We start from the raw sequence: 20,132 nt of genomic DNA, 5'->3' as shown, positions 1-20,132 counted from the left end.
CGCTGGATCAAGCGCCTCGCATCACCGCGTCGGTTGTGGACCAGCAGAGACTGGTTGAGGCGGCATGACGACCGGCTGCGGTGGCGCGGACTGCATTGGCGTCGCAGTTGGCGACGGCATCACCAGCGGTGATGTGGCGGTCAACTGCAGCAGCGCTGCCCAGTCCTGGCGGTTGAAGCTGCATTCGTCCTCGCGGCCGGGCGTGCAGCTGGGGTCGATGCCGGTGCTGTTGCGTTCGCGTGCCGGAGGCAACTTGATCAGCCCGGTGCGGTCCAGCTGCAGCAACCGCATCGCCACGGTGTTCATGACGTTGCCACCGACCAGGTACAGGGTCTGGTCGCCCCCCAGGTTGGCAGCCACCACCACTTCGCAATGCGATTTCCAGTGGCCCACCGAACCGTTGCCCAGCGCCTGCACCAGCCCGCTGTAGCTGAGCGTGGTGCTGCGGTCGCGCAGGAAGCACAGCAGGTCGCCGGGCGCGGGCTTGGCGGTGGCCGGGTCGACCAGCCGGTAGGGCACGGCCGAGGGGCCGCCCTGGTACGCGGCACGGATGTAGTCGATGTGGCGTGGCGACGTGTTGAAGCCGGGAACGCCGGACTGCACCATCACCCAGGAAATGAACGCGGCTGACCACGGGTTGTCGATCAGGAACGCGCGGCAGTCGCTGTCGGTGTAGCGCGTGCCCAGCGGCGCCAGGCAGCTGCTGGCGCCCGCGATGCTTCCCATTGCGTTGAGCGTGCCGCTGTTGCGCCAGTAGCCTGCCACGCGCTGCCAGGCGATCAGGCCGTTGTCGGCCAGGTGATCGCTTTCGGCCTCGGTGACACTGAGGCTGGCGGCGCGGCCATCGCGGTCGATGAAGGGCCGGTGCCAGAGCCGGTGCTCGTTGCAGGCAGTGTTGCGGATGGCCACCGCCAGCGGACTCAGGCCGAAGCGCGGTGGCACATCACAGGCTTCGGCGGCCGTTGCGGACAAGGGGGCTGCCGCGAGCAGCAGACAGGCAGGCAAGAGCATCCGGCGCATGCGCGGCTCCTGTGGGGGATGCCGGCAGCGTCGCAGAGGCAGGCGTGGCCGAGCCGTGAAGGCGTCCCGGATCGTGTAGAGTCGAGCCCATGCCCGGCTTATCGCGCGAAGCGCGTGCAGGGCGCGCCGCAGATCGAGAAGCAGCCGAGCGTGGGCTCGGCGCTACAAGGTCCCGTAGGCCTCAACCCGGCGGCGGGCCCAGCTTCAACGACAGGTCAATCGCCTGCACGTGCTTGGTCAGGCCACCAATGGAGATGCAGTCCACGCCGTCCTCCGCGATCGAACGCAGGCCACCCAGGCCCACGCTGCCGGACACTTCCAGCGGAATGCGGCCCGCCGTGATGCGCACGGCCTCGCGGCGCAGGTCCGGGCTGAAGTCATCCAGCAGGATGCGTTCGCAACCGGCTTCCAGCGCCTGGCGCAGCTGCGCCAGATCCTCCACCTCGACCACCAGCGGCAGCGCGGGCCATTGCCGGCGCGCGGCAGCCACGGCTGCGGGCAGCGAACCGGCAGCACGGATGTGGTTTTCCTTCAGCATCACTGTGTCGTACAGACCGAAGCGGTGGTTCTCGCCGCCGCCACAGCGCACTGCGTACTTCTGCGCCAGGCGCAGGCCGGGCAGGGTCTTGCGGGTATCGAGAATGCGCGTGCCGGTGCCGGCCACCGCCGCCACGTAACGCGCGGTGGTCGTGGCGGTGCCGGACAGCGTCTGCAGGAAGTTCAGCGAGGTGCGCTCGGCGCTCACCAGGCTGCGGCTGCGCCCATGCAGCAGGGCCAGCACGGTGCCGGCAGTGACCGCGTCACCTTCGGAGACACGCCATTCAATGCGCACCTCCGGGTCGAGCGCGCGGTGGGTGGCGTCGAACCAGGGGCGACCGGCGATCACCCCGTCCTGCTTGCACAGCAGGTACGCGCTGTCAGCCTGGTCGGGCAACAGCGCAGCGGTGACGTCGCCGCTGCCCAGGTCCTCGGCCAGCGCACGCGCGACATCGGCGGCGACAACGGCCGCATCCGGCGTCGGCAGCGCGCTCATGCGGCCGGGAAGTCGGCGATCTGGGCGGTGGGGATGGCTTCCTCGGCCAGCAGCACCGGGATGCCGTCGTCAACGCGGAAGACCTGCTTGCGGTCGCGGGTGACCAGCGCTTCGCGCAGCGGCTGCGCCAGCGGGTTGCCATCGGCCTTGTTCACCGCGCCGGCGGAAATGGCCTTGTTGAGGGCTTCCAGGCCCTTGCCATCCAGCAGGGACAGGGGCTGGCGGGTGTCCGGCGACACCAGCAGGTCGAGCAGCTTGCGATCCATGGTTCTTCGTCTTGCGTGGAAGATGGCTAGAATACGTCTTTAAGGCAGGTGACGGCCAATGACCCCCAACCCGATCGCGCCGCTTGTCGGCATCGTCATGGGTTCCCGTTCCGACTGGGAAACCATGCAGCACGCCGCCCAGAAGCTTGAAGCCCTGGGTGTTCCGTTCGAAGTGAAGGTGGTGTCCGCGCATCGGACGCCGGATGTGTTGTTCAGCTACGCCGAGCAGGCGGGCCCGCGTGGCCTGCGCGCGATCATCGCCGGAGCCGGCGGGGCCGCGCACCTGCCGGGCATGATCGCCGCCAAGACCGCCGTGCCGGTGCTGGGCGTGCCGGTGCAGTCCAAGGCCCTCAACGGCATGGATTCGCTGCTGTCGATCGTGCAGATGCCGGCCGGCATTCCGGTCGCCACCTTCGCCATCGGCAATGCCGGCGCCTCCAACGCCGCGCTGTTCGCCGCAGCGATGCTGACCAGCGACCAGCCGGCGATCGGCCAGGCGCTCGACGCCTTCCGTGCACGCCAGACCGAAGACGTGATGGCCCACGACGATCCGCGCCAATGAGCCTGACCGTCGGCATCCTGGGCGGCGGTCAGCTCGCCCGCATGATGGTCCTGGCCGGTGCGCCGCTGGGATTGCGCTTCGAACTGTACGACCCGGCAGCCGACGCCTGCAGCGGCCCGCTGGCGCCGCTCACCGTCGGTGCCTTCGATGACCGCCAGGCGTTGGCGGATTTCGCCGCCAAGGTGGACGTGGTCACCTTCGATTTCGAGAACGTGCCGGCCGACAGCGCGCAGTTCCTGGCCGACCGCGTGCCGGTCTACCCGCCGCCGGCTGCGCTGGCGGTGGCCCAGGACCGGTTGAGCGAGAAGACCCTGTTCCAGCAGTTGGGCATTCCGCTGCCCGCCTTTGCCGATATCCGCAGCCGTGACGAGTTGGCCGCGAAGGCCGCCGAGTTCGGCCTGCCGTGCATCCTCAAGACCCGCCGCCTCGGTTACGACGGCAAGGGCCAGTTCCGCCTGCGCAGCGAAGCCGACATTGATGCCGCGTGGGATGCGCTGGGTGCGCAGGTCGAACGTACCGGCCTGATCCTGGAAGGTTTTGTCGCCTTCCAGCGCGAGGTCAGTGTGGTCGCGGTGCGTGGCCGCGATGGCAGCTTCCAGGCCTGGCCGGTCACCGGCAACTGGCATGTCGACGGCGTGCTGTCGGCCAGCGTGGCCCCAGCCGTGCTGTCCGATGCCGAGCAGCAGGCCGCGATCGGCTATGCCCGCCGCGTTGCCGAGCACCTGGAGTATGTGGGCGTATTCGCGCTGGAGCTGTTCTGCCGTGACGGCGAACTGCTGGCCAACGAGATGGCGCCGCGCGTGCACAACTCCGGCCACTGGACCATCGAAGGCAGCGAGACCTCGCAGTTCGAGAACCACCTGCGTGCCGTGCTGGGCCTGCCGCTGGGCAGCACCCGCATGCTCGGCCATGCCTGCATGCTGAACTGGCTGGGTGCAATGCCGGACCCGTCGCCGGTGCTGGCCCAGGCCAGCGGTCATTGGCATGACTACGGCAAGGAGCCGCGCGAAGGTCGCAAGGTCGGCCACGCCACGTTGCGCGACGATGATGCCGCTGCATTGGCCGATGCGCTGGACCAGGTCGGCCTGGAGCTGGACCGCCAGGCCCAGGTGGCGCCGGCGGTACACGCGCTGCGCAATCGCTGAGCCCGGTAGTGCCGGCCGTTGGCCGGCAGTGCAACGCTGTGACGCGCCGGTGCAGGCATCGGCGCAACATTCCCGGTGGTAGCGTGGAGCTCCTTTCACAGGAGTCATCCCCATGCTCGACTGGAATGCCTACCGCAAGGAGCTTAAGGGCCGTATCGGCGAGATCGGCAAGCTCTCGCCGGACACGGTCAAGGGCTATGCCACGCTGGCCAACGCCGGTGCCCAGACCAACCACCTCGATGCCAAGACCCGCGAGCTGATCGCGCTGGCGGTGGCCGTGACCACCCGCTGCGACGGCTGCATCACCGTGCACGTGGATGCCGCGCTGAAGCACGGCGCCAGCCGCGAGGAGATCGCCGAGGCGCTCGGTGTGGCGGTGTCGCTGAACGCCGGTGCGGCGCTGGTGTACTCGGCGCGGGTGATGGACGCCGTGGCCGCGCACGAGAGCGCGTGATGCCTGATCTGTAGAGCCGAGCCCATGCTCGGCTGGCCGGACAGCAGCCGGGCATGGGCTCGGCTCTACAGGGCTCAGCGCAGCTGGCTTTCGGCAAATTCCCAGTTGACCATCTGCCAGAACGCGTCCAGATACCGCGCGCGATCGTTCTGGTAGTCGGTGTAGTAAGCGTGCTCCCAGACGTCGCAGCACAGCAGCGGGGTGCTTTCACCGGTCAATGGCGTGCCTGCATTGCGGGTGGCCTGCAGGCCCAGCTGCCCGCCCGGATGCTGCACCAGCCAGACCCAGCCGGAGCCGAACAGGCCCAGCGCGGTGCGGTTGAATTCCTCGCGCAGGCGCTGCACGTCGCCGTACTGGCGCTTGACCAGTTCGCCCAGTCGCCCCTGCGGCTCACCGCCGCCGCGCGGGCGCAGGCACTGCCAGTAGAAGGCATGGTTCCAGGCTTGGGCGGCGGCATCGAACAGCGTGCCCTGGGCGTGGCGGACGATCTCCTCCAGCGACGCTTCCTCCCACTCGGTGCCGAGAATGCCGGCGTTGACGGCATCCACATAGGCGCGATGGTGGCGGCCGTGATGCAGTTCCACGGTCTGTGCGGACAGGTGCGGCTGCAGGGAGCCGGGAAGATAGGGCAGGGCGGGCAATTCGACAGGCATGGACAGGTTCGTGGCCAGGGGGCGGCGGCAGCCGGTTCCATCCGCTTACAATGGCGGCTACCGTGGGCAGTCTAGCCGACCATCACGGTCGGTTTGTCCGGCGAAGCAAGGAGTGTGGTTGTGGCGGTAATGCAGCAAATCCAGGCCGAGGTCGATCGTTACCCGCTCGTGCTGTTCATGAAGGGCACCCCGCAATACCCGATGTGCGGCTTCTCCAGCCGCGCCGTACAGGCGTTGATGGCGGCCGGCGCAGTCACCCTGCGCACCGTCAACGTGCTGGAAGAGCCCGAGATCCGCGCCAACCTGCCGCGCTTTTCCAACCTGCCGACTTTCCCGCAGCTGTTCATCAACGGTGAGTTGATTGGCGGCTGTGACATCGTGCTGGAGCTGTTCGAAGCCGGCGAGCTCAAGCGCATCGTCGAAGAGGCGACCCAGGGATGAGTGCCTGGCCATCGACGTCACCGACCGACGGGGCGCTCGATGGCCGCCCGTTGCAGGATCGCGTGGTGCTGGTCGCCGGTGCCGGTGGCGGATTGGGCAGTGCGGCGGCAGTGGCTGCTGCGGCCGCCGGGGCCACCGTGGTTCTGCTGGGCCGCAAGCCTCGCCGCCTGGACCGTGTCTACGCCCAGGTGCAGGCGGTCGGCCCGGAGCCGCTGCTGTATCCGCTGGACCTGGAAGGCGCGGGCCCCGACGACTATGCCGAGCTGGCCCAGGCCCTGCAGCGCGAGCTGGGGCGCCTGGATGGCCTGCTGGTCTGTGCCGCTCACTTCCCGGGCCTGACCCCGTTTGAGCTGGCAGACCCAGCGAGTTTCGCCCGCGCGGTGCACGTCACCCTGACTGCGCCCGCGTGGCTGGCCCAGGCCTGCCTGCCGCTGCTGCGGCAGCGCGAAGATGCGGCGCTGGTGTTTGCGGTCGATGCCCCCGAGCGGGTCGGTCAGGCCTACTGGGGCGGTTACGGTGTGGCCCAGCACGGCCTGCGTGGCCTGATCGCCAGCCTGCACGACGAGCTCGGCCGCAGCCCGGTAAGGGTGAGTGGCCTGTACCCCGGCCCGCTGCGCACGGCCCTGCGGGCCCGGGCCTATTCCGTAGACCAGGACCCGGCCGCGCAAGGCCCGGAGGCCGCCGCCGCCGCGGCCGTGACCCTGTTGTCCGGTGCTGGCGCTACCTGGCGCGGCCAGATTCTCGATGCCAGCGAGGCGCCCCCCGGCGAGTAAATTCCGGGGAAAGGCGGAGTGAAGAACCCGTCACGATTGCGTTGCGATCCGGTGCCGTTTGTCGCACAACCGTCACATTGATGGCGTAGCGTGTTAATCTAGTGTTAACCGTTGTGGCTTCCTTCAGCCAAGCGGTAGGGAACCCCAGATAAATGTCCGACCAGCCACCCGCAGGGCTGTTTGGATGCGCTTTTTTTCCGCCATCGCCAACTCGCATCGAGGCTACCGAAAAATGACCCACCCACTCCGGATGTCCAAGCTCACCCTTGGTCTTGTGGCTGCGCTCGCCGCCGCTCCCGCCTTCGCCCAGAGCACCTCTGCCGGTGTCGGCGGCCAGGTGATGTCCGCCGCAGGCCAGCCTGTTGCTGGTGCTGAAGTCACCATCACCCACACCGAGTCGGGCACCGTTTCGCGTGCCACCACCGATGCGTCGGGTCGCTACAACGCGCGCGGCCTGCGCGTGGGTGGCCCGTACACCATCACCATCACCAAGTCCGGTGAAGGCACCAAGACCGAAGAAGGTGTCTACCTGAACCTGAACCAGGTCAACACGGTCAATGCCAACCTGGGCGGTGACCTGGCTGCCACCAACCTGGACGCCGTGAACGTTGTCGCCACCGCCGGCGGCCTGGACCTGTTCAGCGCCACCAAGATGGGTACCGGCACCAACGTGACCCGCGAAACGATGGACGCGCTGCCGTCGGCCAACCGCAACATCCAGGACTACATCCGCCTGGACCCGCGCATCTCGCAGGTCAGCAAGGCTGACGGTGCGATCTCGGCCGGTGGCCAGAACACCCGTTACAACGCCATCCGCATCGACGGCATCAGTGCCTCCGACCCGTTCGGCCTGGGCTCCAACAACCTGCCGACCGAGCGTCAGCCGGTGTCGATGGACGCCATCCAGGAAATCAACATCGACCTGGCCAACTACGACACCACCATCGCCGGTGGCACCGGTGCGGTGATCAACGCCGTGACCAAGTCGGGTACCAACGAATTCCACGGCACCGTGTACGGTTCGTACCGCGACAAGGACATGGTCCGCTCGCGCCTGGAAGGTGATCGTACGGATTTCAACGGCTTCAAGGACGAGAAGACCTACGGCATGACCTTCGGCGGCCCGATCGTCAAGGACAAGCTGTTCTTCTTCACCAACTACGAAAAGTATGAGCGCAGCGGCGGCGGCGTCAGCCTGAGCGAAAGCCCGTACAACAAGGATCCGGCGAAGGGTGGCATCAGCGACGCCGACATCTCGGCCGTGCAGAAGCGCATGGCGGAACTGGGTCATCCGGTCGGTAGCGTCAGCGACCTGAACAACAAGACCGAGATCGAAGAGTACGCGGTCAAGCTGGACTGGAACATCAACGAGAACCATCGTGCAGCCCTGCGCTACAACAAGATGAAGCAGGACGTCGTCCGCTTCCCGCAGGTCAGCAGCAGCGCGCTGTCGCTGAGCGACTTCTGGTACACCCAGCCGACCGAATACGAAACCTGGATGGGTGAACTGTTCAGCGACTGGTCCGAGAACTTCTCGACCGAGTTCAAGGTTTCGCACAAGGACTACTCGTCCAACCGTGTTGCGGCTTCGCACCTGCCGCAGATGCGCGTCCGCTTCGGCAACAACTCGCTGTACCTGGGTACCGAGCAGAACACCCACACCAACCTGGTCGAGTCGAAGGAACTGAGCGCCTTCGGTGCCGGTACCTGGTACGTCGGTGACCACACCATCAAGTTCGGTTTCGATTACACCGACAACGACCTGATGAACTTCTACGGCCGCAACCTGTACGGCGCGTATGACTTCCGTGACCTGGCCTCGTTCCTGAAGGGCACCGCGAACGGCTACCAGCTGCGCGTTCCGCGTCCGGGCGGCAGCCTGGATGACATTCCGGCCAAGTTCCACCTGAAGAACACCGGTCTGTTCATCCAGGACACCTGGGCGATCAACTACAACCTGAGCCTGATGTTCGGTGTCCGCGTGGACATCCCGGATTTCACCAGCCAGACCAAGTACAACGCGGACATCCAGTCCCGTTACGGCTATGACAACACCAAGCTGGTGGACAAGAGCCTGATCCAGCCGCGTGTTGGCTTCAACTACACCTTCGACAGCGATCGCCCGACCCAGCTGCGCGGCGGCGTGGGCCTGTTCGGCGGTGCTGCCCCGAACGTGTGGCTGGCAGGTGCGTACCAGAACACCGGCCTGAACTACGTCGAGTACAACGTTCCGGGTAATCCGGGTGGCTTCAGCGTCGATGCCGACAATCCGTTCATTCCGGACCCGTCGCGTATCGTTGCGCGCCAGAACGTCGACATCATCAACCCGGGCACCCGCCTGCCGTCGGTTTGGAAGGCCAACCTGGCGTTCGATCACGAGCTGCCGTGGTACGGCATCGTGGCGTCGGCCGAACTGCTGTTCACCAAGGTCAAGGATGGCCTGTACTTCGAGCGTCTGGACCTGACCGATGGCAAGGGCAATGGCCCGACCTACGTGTCCGCACAGGACGGTCGTGAGATCTACTGGAACGACAAGGGCCTGAACCAGGCCAACAGCAAGATCGACAACCGTACCGGTGACAATCTGGGCATGGAGAACGGCACCAATGGCGTGCTGAACCGCAACTACCGCCCGAACAACATCGGCGACGTGCTGCTCCTGCGCAACACCAACAAGGGCCGTGGCAGCCAGGCGACCTTCTCGCTGGCCAAGCCGCTGACCGAGAACTGGGGCTGGTCGCTGGGTTACACCTACACCCAGTCGAAGGAAGTGAGCCCGCTGACCAGCTCGCAGAACACCTCGAACTGGAACAACACCCAGATCCTGAACGCCAACGAGAACATCGCGTACAACTCGCGCTATGCGATCAAGGACCGTATCACCGGTACTCTGGAGTGGAAGCACAACTTCTTCGGTGACAACGCCACCCGCGTCGGCCTGTTCTATGAAGGCCGTTCGGGCCGCCCGTACAGCTACGTGTTCTACAACGATGCCAACGGCGACAGCGCAATCGGCAACGACCTGTTCTACGTGCCGAAGGGCCCGGGTGACGTGCTGTTCGTTGGCGGCGTGGACATGGAGAAGAAGTTCTTCGACTGGCTGGCGCAGAACCCGGAACTCGATGCCTATCGTGGCAGCACGGTGCCGGCCAACCAGCATCGCGCCAAGTGGGTCAACAGCTTCGATGTCCGCATCAGCCAGGAGTTCCCGGGCTTCGCGAAGACCCACAAGGGTGAGATCGCGCTGGACATCATGAATGTCGGCAACCTGCTCAACAAGAAGTGGGGCCTGATCGACGACTACGGCTTCTACGCCACCCGTCGCGTGGGCAACTTCGCGGGTATCGATCCGGCCACCGGCAAGTACGTGTACTCGTTCACCGGTGCGGACGATTCCTCGGTCCAGGAAAACAACAACGACAAGGGCAACACCGCCGTGTCGCGCTGGTCGATGCAGCTGACCGTGAAGTACAAGTTCTGATCCATCAGAGCTTGAAGCAGTAAGTGAAAACGGCCGGGGAAACCCGGCCGTTTTCCGTTCAGGCGAAAGTCCTTGCAGGTCACCTGGCATCGGCGTAGCATCCAGAAATGTGCGCGGTGCCAACGCCGCCGATGCGGTCCCGGAAAGGCGAACGCGGGAAGCACACATCCAACGGTCGGGCTTCCCGGCCGTTTTGCTTTTTAAGGGGGCGGCAGTACAGTCGGAAACCTTGAAGGAAGCGAAAAATTGGACATGACCACGAACGAAAAATCAGCCCGTGCACTGCCGGTGCAGGACGCGCGGATCTACCCGCGCGGTGGGCTGGATGTGCTGTCGCGGGCCGAAGTGGCCCGGCTGCGCGATGCGTCTGCCGGCGGCATGCACGAGCTGCTGCGCCGCTGCGCACTGGCCGTGCTGACCAGCGGCAGTGCTTCTGACGATCCGCGCGCGGCGCGCGATCTGTATCCCGATTTCGACATCCAGGTGGCGCAGCAGGATCGCGGCGTGCGCATCGACCTGGTCAATGCACCGGCGATGGCTTTCGTCGACGGCGAGATCATCCGGGGCGTCGCCGAACTGTTGTTCGCGGTGGTGCGTGACCTGGCCTACATGGCCATCGAGATGGGCCCGGCCTACGCGGCCGAGCTGGAGTCGTCCGAGGGCATCACCAATGCGGTGTTCGGCCTGCTGCGCAACGCGCGCATCCTGAACCCGGGTGACCCGAATCTGGTCGTCTGCTGGGGCGGCCACTCGATCTCGCGCGACGAGTACCTGTACACCAAGCAGGTGGGCTATGAGCTGGGCCTGCGCGGCCTGGACATCTGCACCGGCTGCGGTCCGGGCGCGATGAAGGGCCCGATGAAGGGCGCCACCATTGCCCATGCCAAGCAGCGCCGTACCGTGACGCGTTACATCGGCCTGACCGAGCCGGGCATCATCGCGGCCGAGTCGCCGAATCCGATCGTCAACCACCTGGTGATCATGCCGGACATCGAGAAGCGCCTGGAGGCCTTCGTCCGCATCGGCCACGGCATCATCGTGTTCGCCGGTGGTGTCGGCACCGCCGAGGAAATCCTGTACCTGCTCGGCATCCTGCTGCGCGAGGAAAACAAGGACCTGCCGTTCCCGCTGATCCTGACCGGCCCGACGGTGGCGGCGCCGTACTTCGAGCAGATCGACCGGTTCATCCGCCTGACCCTGGGTGATGCGGCCGCCGAGCGCTACGAGATCGTCATCGGCGACCCGGTGGCGGTGGCAAAGAAAATGGCCAACGGCATCAAGCGCGTGCGCGAGCACCGCCTGGCGCAGAAGGACTCGTTCTTCTTCAACTGGTCGATCGAGATTCCGTGGGAGTACCAGCAGCCGTTCGTGCCGACCCACGAGGCGATGGCCGCGCTGGACCTGCACCACGGGCGTGCCCCGCACGCGCTGGCGGCCGACCTGCGCCGGGCGTTCTCGGGCATCGTGGCCGGCAACGTGAAGGAAGACGGCATGCGCCGCATCGAGCAGTTCGGGCCGTTCCAGATCCATGGCGACCCGGACATGATGCAGGCCCTGGACGCGCTGCTGCGTGCCTTCGTCGAACAGCGCCGGATGAAGATCTCCGGCGAATACCAGCCCTGCTATCAGGTGCTGGCCTGAGTCTGCGCCGGCGCGATGGGGATCGCGCCGGTACAGGCAGGGGAGGGCGGGTCGTCAAGGCCTTGACGCCCGTCGCCCCGGAATGACCGTTCATCCTGCCGCCGCTTGCCGGTGGCAGGGCGATGGCCCATCGTGGCCATCAACACGCTGGGGAGCGTCCAATGTCTTTACGCCGGCAAAACGGCTTTACGCTGGTTGAGTTGATGGTCACGATCATGGTCCTGGCCGTGCTCGCCACGATCGCCTTTCCCAGTTTCCAGGGCACCCTGCGATCCAATCGCATCGCTACCGCGAGCAACGAGTTGATCGCTTCACTCGCATTGGCCCGCAGCGAGGCGGTAAAGAATCGTCGTGGTGCGGGTGTCTGTGCGTCGTCTGCGGGCAGTACATGTGATGGCAAAAGCTGGGCTGACGGCTGGCTGGTCTGGGCGGACACCAATGGAGATGGTGCGCTGAGCGCTGGGGAGACCGTGCTCCGCTACAGCGCCGGTCGGCCGGGTCTGACTACGGCGGGTACGCCGGATCTGTCCGTGGGTTTTGACCCACGTGGTCGCAACCGCGCGAATGCATCGCTGGACCTGACCCTGCGCCCGGACACCTGCGGCAAGCAACCGCTGCAACGAACGTTGCGCATTTCGCCGACCGGACAGGTCCGGCTGTTGAAGGAGGATTGCAAGTGAGGCCGTCCCGATCCCGTTCCCCGCGCGGCGTGCAAGGGGGCTTCAGTCTGATCGAAGTGCTGATCGCCATTCTCGTGCTTGGCGTTGGCCTGCTCGGTTTCGCGCTGATGCAGACCATGAACGTACGCTTCGTCCAGAGTGCCAACTACCGCACCCAGGCGACCAATCTGACCTACGAGATGCTGGACCAGCTGCGGGTGAATCGGAAGATGGCGCCGGTCTATGTCGGCGACTATACCGCCACCACGTCCAGCAAGAACTGCTTACCTCCCACCGGCAAGGACATCAGCAAAGACGCCTTCACCCTGGATTGGAGGTGCCGCCTGGGCAAGGCGCTGGGCGACGGCGCTACGGGGAAAGTAACCCGGAACGGTGACCAGTACTCGGTCAGCGTGAGCTGGGGGGATGAGCGCTGGAATGCCGATGCCGGTGACACCACGTTCACTGCCAGGAGCGGCTTGTGATGCGCGCCTCATGCTCTTCATCCCGACACATGTCGGGTCTTTCCATGGTTGAGCTGATGATCGCACTGGCCATTGGTGTGATCGTCATGCTCGGCGTGGTGCAGGTGTTTGCAGCATCGAGGGCGGCCTACCAGCTGTCCGATGGCCTGGCGCGGGTGCAGGAAAACAGTCGCTTCGCGATGGATGCCCTGCAACGCGAACTTCGCATGGCCGGGCATTTCGGCTGTGTCAATGACCAGGGGCGAAATACACCGGACAATGCCTCGCTGTTCAGTACCTTCGCAACGGCTCCGCATCCGGCGCTGGACTTCCAGACGTCGATCCAGGGCTTTGAAGCTACCGGAACCGCGCCGGGAGCGGCGGTTACCCTGACAGCCACACCCGCAACCGGCGGAACCGACTACAAGCCCGCGCTGCCTGCCGAGTTTGCTGCGGCCATGCCCAACCGAGTCAATGGCAGCGACATCGTGGTGCTGCGTTACCTGATGCCGGATGGTGTGCCGATCACCGCCATTGGCGGCGTTCCAGGCAAGCCGATTTTCAGTTTTGACAAAGCGCGCCTTGCGGTACTGCAGAGTGGTGTCTCCAACCCGGGGCTGTATGGTGCGGCCGACTGCGCCAGCGTCACGATCTTCCAGGCGCGCGCGGTGGACAAGGGCGCCGGCACCGTCACCTTTGGGGATGCGCCGAACAATGCAGGGAACTTCACCCGCCCGGTCACCACCGGTCAGGCGATGCTGCACCGTGCAGAAAGCGCGCTGTACTACATCGGCTATGACGCCGCCATTGCCCGTTCTTCGTTGTATCGCGTGCGCTTCACCGCCATCCCCAATGGCGCGCTGGTGGCCAATGCGCCGGAGGCACTGGTGGAGGGCGTAGAAAACATGCAGTTGTTGTATGGCCAGGACCGCGGGCTTACCGACGTTTATCCAACCGGTTTCATTGATCGCCAGGGCACTGCCGAAACGGTGCAGGGGTCTACCAATCCGGCCGCGAATGGTTGGCGTCGTGTCGGCGCCGTGCAGCTGGGGATGGTGATGTCCAGTCCGGATCCATCGGCGGCGCCGCAGGCCGACCAGAACGCTGCGCTCACTTCGCTGGGCGTGACGTTCACGGCGCCGGCAGACGGTCGCATGCGCGCTGTCTATCAAACCACCATCGCCCTTCGCAACCGCCTCTTTGGCAACTGAGGCTCGCATGTACACACGCCCGCGTCTTCCTTCCTTCACAGCACGCCGGCAGCAGCGAGGCGCTGTGCTGTATGTCGCCCTGATCATGTTGATCCTGCTGGCTCTTATCGGCATCGCCGGCATGCAGGTTACCGGTATGCAGGAGCGCATGGCGGCCAACTACCTGCGTTCCAATCAGGCCTTCCAGAACGCCGAAGCCGACGTGCGTACCCAGGAGGCGGCCATCAAGACAGCCATCGAAAGCGGCGGCGTTTTCGAGGCCAACCAGGAAGAATGCAGTCCGGTATTCGACCCGGCAACCTGGGCCGATGGCAAGACTGCGGCTGCGGCAATCCATACCCGGCGCCTTGATAAGTGCGTGATGGGCGGCGGAGGGACCGGCCTCGGGGGCCGGAAGAACGAAGAGACCGAAAACATCTACCAGATCACCGTCCTGGCCAGTGACGATCCGGCCAATCCATCTTCCAGCGCTGTCATCGATACGATCTTCATTCCATGAACACTTCGCGCCGCTTCTCCCGCATCGTCTCGACTCCCTGGCTGCGCGCGGGCGCTGCCGTTGCCGTGCTGGCTGGGGTGGGGGCGTTGGTCTACCCGCTGTTCGCTGCGCTTGGCGACTACGACATCGCGCAGGAGCCGCTGTACAGCAAGAAGACCCAGCCGCCGCTGATGATGATGGTGATGTCGCGCGACGAGCAGCTGTTCAACAAGGCCTACAGCGATTACAGCGACCTGGATGAGGATGGCACCCTCGACACCACATACCAGGATAAGTTCGATTACTCCGGTTACTTCGATTCCAACCTCTGCTATTCCTACGCCAGCGGCCAGTTCAAGGCCAGTGCACAGGCCGGCGGCACCTGGAAGCACAGCTGCGGTGGAAGCTGGTCCGGCAATTTCCTGAACTGGGCAACGATGAGTCGCCTGGACGTGATGCGCTACGTGCTGTACGGCGGCCATCGCATCACCGACAGCGCCGCCAGCACCGTGCTGGAGCGCGCGCAGATCCCCAACGATCTGCACGCGTGGGTAAAGGTATACAGCGGCAGTGATATCAACAGTTTCACCCCGTACAAGACCACCATGTCCTTCTGCAACGCCACCATCGAATCCGGTGGTGCACCGCTGATGCGCGCTGCGTCGGGCAACTGGGGCGAGTGGGCGGCCACCGCCAGCCGCCAGTGCATCACCGGCCGAAGCGATGAAGGCAAGGCTGATTCACCTGGCTCTGCCACCAACTTCAACGTCCGGGTTGAGGTCTGCGCCAGTGGCAGCGGAGCTTTCCCGGAGGCGTTCTGCCGCAAGTACAACGATGGCACAAGGGACTATCTGAAACCGGCTGGGCTGCTGCAGTCGTATGGCGAAAGCGGCCGTCTTCGCTTCGGTCTGGTCACGGGTACCTATGTCAATCCGCGCGATGGTGGCGTGGTGCGGCGGAACATCGGAAAGATCGCAGGCAACGGCACCGGATTCTGTGCGGCCGGCGACGAAATCAACTTGTCCAACGGTCAGTTCTGTAACAGCTTGTCCGGTGGTGCGGAAGGCATCATCAATACCATCTCCAACTTCCGTATCGACCAGTGGAACTGGAGCAATAACTGGAATGACTGCAACGACTACAGCATCCTCAACCGACAGGGCTTCGGTGACAGAGGTAATCTGACCGATCCGGGCAATGCCTCGAAGAAGTGCAGTGCCTGGGGCAATCCCCTGGCCGAGATGTATGCCGAAGCTGTGCGCTACATCAAGGGTGAAACCAAGGGCATCTACAGTGCGTCCGGAGACCTGAGCGGGCTGCCCAATGCGGTTGCCTGGAAGGATCCCTACCGCTCCCCGAACGATGGCGGCAACTCCTACTGCGCCACCTGCAACATCCTGGTGATGTCCTCAGGCCTGCCGTCGTTCGATAGCGACAACATCGGGTCGATCAATGGCCTGGCACCTGCGGCGTCGGCAACGGATGCGATCGGCAATCTTGAAGGCATTACTGGTGGCAGTTACATGGCTGGCCGCGTCGGCCTGACCGAGCGCTATGCCTCGATCAATACCCATGAGGACATCTGTCGCGCGGCCAAGGTTACTGGCCTGTCGCTGGTGCGTGGCATCTGCCCGGATGTGCCTTCCACGGAAGGCAGCTACCTGATGGCGGGCTTGTCAAAGGCCGCGGCCGAGACCGACCTTCGTCCGGGCGTGCAGAACAAGCCGGATACCTACAAGCTCACTGCGACCACCTATACCGTGGCCATGGCTGAGAGCCTGCCCAAGTTCGAGATTCCGGTGGGCAACGGCAAGATCACCCTGGCCCCACTGTGCCAGGCCAACAATACCGGTACGGCAAAAATCACCAGCAATGGCTGGCGCAGTTGCTTCCTCGGTTCTGTTGGTATCGGCACCAAACAGTCTACGGTCTCGCCGAATTTCGTCTATGGACGAACTTATCGCGCAGACGGCAAGGCTGGCAGTTTCTCGCTGGTATGGGAAGACTCGTTGTGGGGCAATGACCACGACAACGACGTTGTCTCCATGCTCAGCTACTGCGTGGGCGCTACCTGCAACGACGGCGACAACACGAATTTCCGCAACATCTGCTGGCGCTCCAGCAGTGCGGAGTGCAGCAACAATGCTGTACGCAATACCGTGGGCAGCGATGAGGTGCTGGTCCGCATTGAGAATCTTTCTGCCTATGCCGGCAACGCGATGCTCACCGGCTACACGATCGTGGGTTCGAACGCGGCCGACAACGTGCAGCGACTGGTACTGCGGCCCGGCGACAAGAACGGTTCGGTGCTGACGACCACCTCGGCTCCTCCGGCAGAATGGACAGGTGCCATTGTCCTGCGCTACCGCCTGGGAAGCGGCCAGGCCAATCAGTTGGAGAGCCCGCTGTGGTACGCCGCCAAGTATGGCGTGCCGGCTGGCAAGAAATGGGACAGCAAGGTGCCTGGCGTGCCGGACAACTATTTCCTGGCGCGCAATCCGGCCAAGCTGAAGTCTGCGCTGGAGTCGATCTTCGACAGTGCTGCCGCGGGCGAGGCGCCGGTGGGGGGCAGCGCGACTGGCGCCCGGGTCAACGCAGGTTCCTTCACCGTCTCGGCGCACTACACGGTACCGTCGGGATCCAATGACTGGACTGGCGATCTCATCGCCCGTCAGACCCTCTCCAATGGCGAAGTCGGCCCTGAGCTGTGGCGGGCGTCGACCAGGATGAGCGCTTCGGGCCGCAATATCGTGGTGTCGACTGCGCCGACTTTTGTGAACAAGTCCAATCAGTTGATTCCTGTAGCAGCGGCAGATTTCACTGCGGACAACATTCCCGGCCGCGACCGCGCCGAGAAACTGGGCAACCTGGGGCTCAATACCGTTCCCAACTGGTTCGGTTCGCATACGGTTGCCGATCTCGTCAGCTATCTGCGTGGTTCACCGGTCAGCGGGTTCCGTCCGCGCAGTGTACTGCTCGGCGACATCGTCAATTCCAGTGTCGAGATTGTTTCCACCCGGGATGACTACGGCTATACATCCTGGAAGGAGCAGGGCGGGATAGGCTGGAAGACCACACTGGGTACCCGCTACAAGGCCTATCTGACATCGAAGACTGCGTCTGGCGGCCCGCCCTCGATGGTCTATGTCGGGGCCAACGACGGCATGCTGCACGGATTCAATGCCGGCACCGGAACCGCGGCCGGCACTGAACAGTTCGCCTACATTCCCTCCACGTCGCTGCAGCACATGGCCGAACTGGCCAACCCTGCCTATGGCCATCGCTACTACGTTGACGGCGGACTGACGGCATCCGACGTCCACTACGGCGAGGCGTGGCATACGGTACTGGTAGGGACCACCGGCGGTGGCGGTGCCACGCGCGGCCCGTCCGCCACGGCAGTCGGTAACGGCTCGGTGTTTGCGCTGGATATCAGCAATCCAACGGCGTTCAACAGCGGCAACGTGCTGTGGGAGATTTCCGGCAAGACCGAATCGGACATGGGCTTCGCGTTCGGCAAGCCGGTGGTGGTGCCTGTCGCTGGCACTGATCCGAACGGCGCGCCGCGATTTGTTGCACTGTTCGGTAACGGCGTCAATTCGAGTACGGGCCGTCCTGTGTTGTATGTGGTCGACATCCAGAGCGGTGAGGTACTCAAGCGCCTGTATCCGAGCGGGGGCAAGTACGCGATCGCCAATGGCCTCAACCACGTCACAGCGGTGGCACTGCACAACAGCAGCAGCCTGGCCGATACCGTGTACGGTGGTGACATGCAGGGCAACATCTGGCGCTTCGATCTGCGGGGGGGCGACCCCACGGCATGGAATGTGTCGCTCAGCGGTACACCACTGTTCACCGCCATGCGCAGCGCGGTGGCGCAACCGATCACCGGAGCGATCCAGACGTCTGCGGGGCCGGGTGGGGGCGTCAGCCTGTTCTTCGGTACCGGTCGTTATTTCACCGCCGATGACAACGCCGTTACCCGCAATTCACCTGTGCAGACGCTGTACGGAATATGGGACAACCTCAGCGACGCGATCTCCAGCCGCGACGTGCTGGTGGGGCAGTCGATCAGTGCCAATGGTGCAGCATTCCGCGACATATCCAGCAACGCGGTGGACTATTCAACAAAGCGTGGCTGGTACGTTGATCTGATCGTGGATACCACGGTGGAGGGTGAGCGCTTCTTTGGATATCCGACGTTGCAGGGTGGCACCGTGATGTTCACCACGTATGTGCCTGGACAGTCCGTCTGCGGTACAGGTGGTGGCGTCAACTGGCGCTATCGGCTGAACATGGCCACCGGCCAGCCCGCGATGGGCGGCCTCACCGACGAAGTGGGGGGGGATCCGCTGTGTGGCGCGAATTGTGGCGCCGGGGCGTTGACTCGCGGCGGCGACGTCGCGACGGGGGCTCCTGTGCTGGATACACAAGTCAGTACATCGATGCGCAAGGGCTGCGACCCCAGCGATCCGAAGTGCTCGGTCGATGGTTCGATTGACCGGTGCATCGTGACGCTGAACACTCCGGGCGCGGATACTGCATACGGCCAGCGTGCCTGCGGTCGCCAGTCCTGGCGGCAGATCCGCTGATGACCATGAACATGAGATCGCCCATGCACGCACCCTCAAGCCGCCGCTTTGCAGCTGGGTTCACCCTGATCGAGCTGATGATCACCGTAGCCGTGATCGCCGTTCTGGCAGCCGTAGCCCTGCCGTCCTACCAGCGTCATGTGCTGAAGACCAACCGGGCCCTGGCCAAGGCTGATCTGGTCGAGATCGCACAGCTGCTCGAGCGCTACCATACGGTGCAGAACAGCTATGACGGTTTCTCACTGCCGTTCAACCAGTCGCCGCGCCAGGGCAACAAGCGCTACACGCTGTCCCTGAACGGCAAGGCCACGGCCAGCACCTACACGCTGCAGGCGGTGCCGGAAACCGGCCAGGACAAGGATGTGTGCGGCACGCTGACGCTGGATCAGGCCGGACGCAAGACTCCGGACAAGAAGACCAATGCGGAGTGCTGGTAGCGGTTGAGCATCGCGGCTGGAAAAAGGGCTTGCGCTGGCCGCCAAACGCTGGCTAAAATGCGCACCCCGCCCGAATAGCTCAGCCGGTTAGAGCACTTGACTGTTAATCAGGGGGTCGTTGGTTCGAGTCCAACTTCGGGCGCCAGATTCGAAAAAGCCGCGAGAAATCGCGGTTTTTTTCGTTTCCGCGATGGCATTTCAGTTTTCAGCAGGGGATCGGCCTGCGCGGGCGCTGGCTCCTGACCCGCCCGGGGACGCTGATGATGACGCGGCTGTGCTCCTGTCCATTCATGCACAGCACGATGGACTGGTTGGTGCCGGCATTGCGGCCGTCGGGCCGGAACCGGATGTCGGGCCGATGATCGCTGGTGCGCAGGTCGACATGACGCTGGCGTGCCCTGTGCACATGCAGTTCCCTTGCGGCGCCGGTCGCGCTGTTGGCCGGTTCGACCTGCACCCGCCAGCCCTGGCTCCATGCCTGGTCACATCTCATGCCATCCGACGAACCGCAGACCGTCACGCGGCGGCGTTCGGTGATGGCGGCGTTGCGTGCCATCGACAGGCTCGCGACCAGTTCGGCGCGCAGCGTTTCCGCCTGGAAGTGCCGCAGCGTGCGTTGCCAGGGGCCCCACGCCAAAGCCAGCAGGACAGACAGCACCATGACGGCGGTCAGCAGCTCGATCAGATGGAGGCCGCGGTGGAGCCGGGCAGGGCGAAGACGAAGAGACATGCCTCCAGCCTCGTTCCGTGCTCGCGCATTCACCATCGGCCAACGCCGCGGCTGCCTGCCCGGAAACCCCTCAGCTGGCCGTCACCGCTTGC

Annotated in this window: 18 protein-coding genes and 1 tRNA gene; 14 read left to right on the top strand and 5 right to left on the bottom strand. The window is 64.6% G+C overall.

Features of this window, described 5'->3' with window-relative positions:
• Positions 1-21: 21 nt before the first annotated feature.
• From RI032_RS01935 to RI032_RS01925, 3 genes are all read right to left on the bottom strand, one after another.
• Entirely contained in the window at positions 22-1,020 is a 999-nt protein-coding gene (locus RI032_RS01935) for a DUF2272 domain-containing protein (protein ID WP_322547777.1), read from the bottom strand.
• 181 nt (positions 1,021-1,201) lie between these two features.
• On the bottom strand, positions 1,202-2,053 hold the full coding sequence (gene nadC / locus RI032_RS01930) for a carboxylating nicotinate-nucleotide diphosphorylase (RefSeq protein WP_197601909.1): 852 nt from the start codon (positions 2,051-2,053) through the stop codon (positions 1,202-1,204).
• Entirely contained in the window at positions 2,050-2,319 is a 270-nt protein-coding gene (locus tag RI032_RS01925; RefSeq protein WP_005408847.1) for a Trm112 family protein, read from the bottom strand. The genes nadC and RI032_RS01925 overlap by 4 nt, the downstream gene beginning before the upstream one ends.
• A gap of 58 nt (positions 2,320-2,377) precedes the next feature.
• Between RI032_RS01925 and purE the strand changes: the two genes are divergently transcribed.
• The 3 genes from purE (at position 2,378) to RI032_RS01910 (ending at position 4,480) form a co-directional block, all read left to right on the top strand.
• Positions 2,378-2,881, top strand: a complete 504-nt coding sequence (purE, locus tag RI032_RS01920) for a 5-(carboxyamino)imidazole ribonucleotide mutase (RefSeq protein ID WP_197601911.1) — start codon at positions 2,378-2,380, stop codon at positions 2,879-2,881.
• Positions 2,878-4,026, top strand: a complete 1,149-nt coding sequence (locus tag RI032_RS01915) for a 5-(carboxyamino)imidazole ribonucleotide synthase (protein WP_322547776.1) — start codon at positions 2,878-2,880, stop codon at positions 4,024-4,026. The genes purE and RI032_RS01915 overlap by 4 nt, the downstream gene beginning before the upstream one ends.
• Positions 4,027-4,138: 112 nt before the next feature.
• On the top strand, positions 4,139-4,480 hold the full coding sequence (locus RI032_RS01910; RefSeq protein ID WP_004152082.1) for a carboxymuconolactone decarboxylase family protein: 342 nt from the start codon (positions 4,139-4,141) through the stop codon (positions 4,478-4,480).
• A 74-nt stretch (positions 4,481-4,554) separates the two neighbouring features.
• Here the strand turns inward: RI032_RS01910 and RI032_RS01905 are convergent, their stop codons facing one another.
• Positions 4,555-5,133 (bottom strand): superoxide dismutase, encoded by a 579-nt coding sequence (locus RI032_RS01905; RefSeq protein WP_099559618.1) that lies wholly within the window; start codon positions 5,131-5,133, stop codon positions 4,555-4,557.
• Positions 5,134-5,253: 120 nt separating this feature from the next.
• Here RI032_RS01905 and grxD point away from each other — a divergent pair, with 120 nt between their 5' ends.
• The 11 genes from grxD (at position 5,254) to RI032_RS01850 (ending at position 19,455) form a co-directional block, all read left to right on the top strand.
• On the top strand, positions 5,254-5,574 hold the full coding sequence (gene grxD, locus RI032_RS01900; RefSeq protein ID WP_005408852.1) for a Grx4 family monothiol glutaredoxin: 321 nt from the start codon (positions 5,254-5,256) through the stop codon (positions 5,572-5,574).
• Entirely contained in the window at positions 5,571-6,347 is a 777-nt protein-coding gene (locus RI032_RS01895) for an SDR family NAD(P)-dependent oxidoreductase (RefSeq protein ID WP_049455524.1), read from the top strand. Before grxD ends, RI032_RS01895 begins: the two co-directional genes overlap by 4 nt.
• A gap of 232 nt (positions 6,348-6,579) precedes the next feature.
• Positions 6,580-9,828 carry a TonB-dependent receptor gene (locus RI032_RS01890; RefSeq protein ID WP_241872548.1) on the top strand — a complete coding sequence of 1,083 codons (3,249 nt, stop codon included), beginning with the start codon at positions 6,580-6,582 and terminating at the stop codon, positions 9,826-9,828.
• A gap of 252 nt (positions 9,829-10,080) precedes the next feature.
• Complete coding sequence (gene ppnN / locus RI032_RS01885; RefSeq protein WP_010486098.1) at positions 10,081-11,469, top strand: nucleotide 5'-monophosphate nucleosidase PpnN; 1,389 nt, start codon at positions 10,081-10,083, stop codon at positions 11,467-11,469.
• A gap of 161 nt (positions 11,470-11,630) precedes the next feature.
• Positions 11,631-12,149 (top strand): GspH/FimT family pseudopilin, encoded by a 519-nt coding sequence (locus RI032_RS01880; protein ID WP_049412580.1) that lies wholly within the window; start codon positions 11,631-11,633, stop codon positions 12,147-12,149.
• On the top strand, positions 12,146-12,613 hold the full coding sequence (gene pilV, locus RI032_RS01875) for a type IV pilus modification protein PilV (RefSeq protein ID WP_010486096.1): 468 nt from the start codon (positions 12,146-12,148) through the stop codon (positions 12,611-12,613). The genes RI032_RS01880 and pilV overlap by 4 nt, the downstream gene beginning before the upstream one ends.
• A gap of 56 nt (positions 12,614-12,669) precedes the next feature.
• Positions 12,670-13,803, top strand: coding sequence for a PilW family protein (locus RI032_RS01870; RefSeq protein WP_049412604.1), 1,134 nt, complete (start codon positions 12,670-12,672; stop codon positions 13,801-13,803).
• 7 nt (positions 13,804-13,810) lie between these two features.
• Positions 13,811-14,302 carry a pilus assembly PilX family protein gene (locus RI032_RS01865; protein ID WP_029380064.1) on the top strand — a complete coding sequence of 164 codons (492 nt, stop codon included), beginning with the start codon at positions 13,811-13,813 and terminating at the stop codon, positions 14,300-14,302.
• Positions 14,303-14,484: 182 nt separating this feature from the next.
• Positions 14,485-18,873, top strand: coding sequence for a pilus assembly protein (locus RI032_RS01860; protein WP_253143285.1), 4,389 nt, complete (start codon positions 14,485-14,487; stop codon positions 18,871-18,873).
• 23 nt (positions 18,874-18,896) lie between these two features.
• Entirely contained in the window at positions 18,897-19,310 is a 414-nt protein-coding gene (locus tag RI032_RS01855; protein WP_134958929.1) for a type IV pilin protein, read from the top strand.
• 68 nt (positions 19,311-19,378) lie between these two features.
• Positions 19,379-19,455 (top strand) — tRNA-Asn (locus RI032_RS01850).
• A 60-nt stretch (positions 19,456-19,515) separates the two neighbouring features.
• On the opposite strand, the gene RI032_RS01845 is transcribed toward RI032_RS01850, so the two are convergent.
• Positions 19,516-20,040 (bottom strand): GspH/FimT family pseudopilin, encoded by a 525-nt coding sequence (locus tag RI032_RS01845; RefSeq protein ID WP_322547775.1) that lies wholly within the window; start codon positions 20,038-20,040, stop codon positions 19,516-19,518.
• Between the last annotated feature and the right edge of the window lie 92 nt (positions 20,041-20,132).

This window comes from Stenotrophomonas geniculata, assembly GCF_034508895.1.
In the GTDB taxonomy this organism is placed as follows: domain Bacteria; phylum Pseudomonadota; class Gammaproteobacteria; order Xanthomonadales; family Xanthomonadaceae; genus Stenotrophomonas; species Stenotrophomonas geniculata.
Note: the sequence above shows the minus strand (reverse complement) of the source record. Positions and strands in the feature narration are given on the sequence as shown.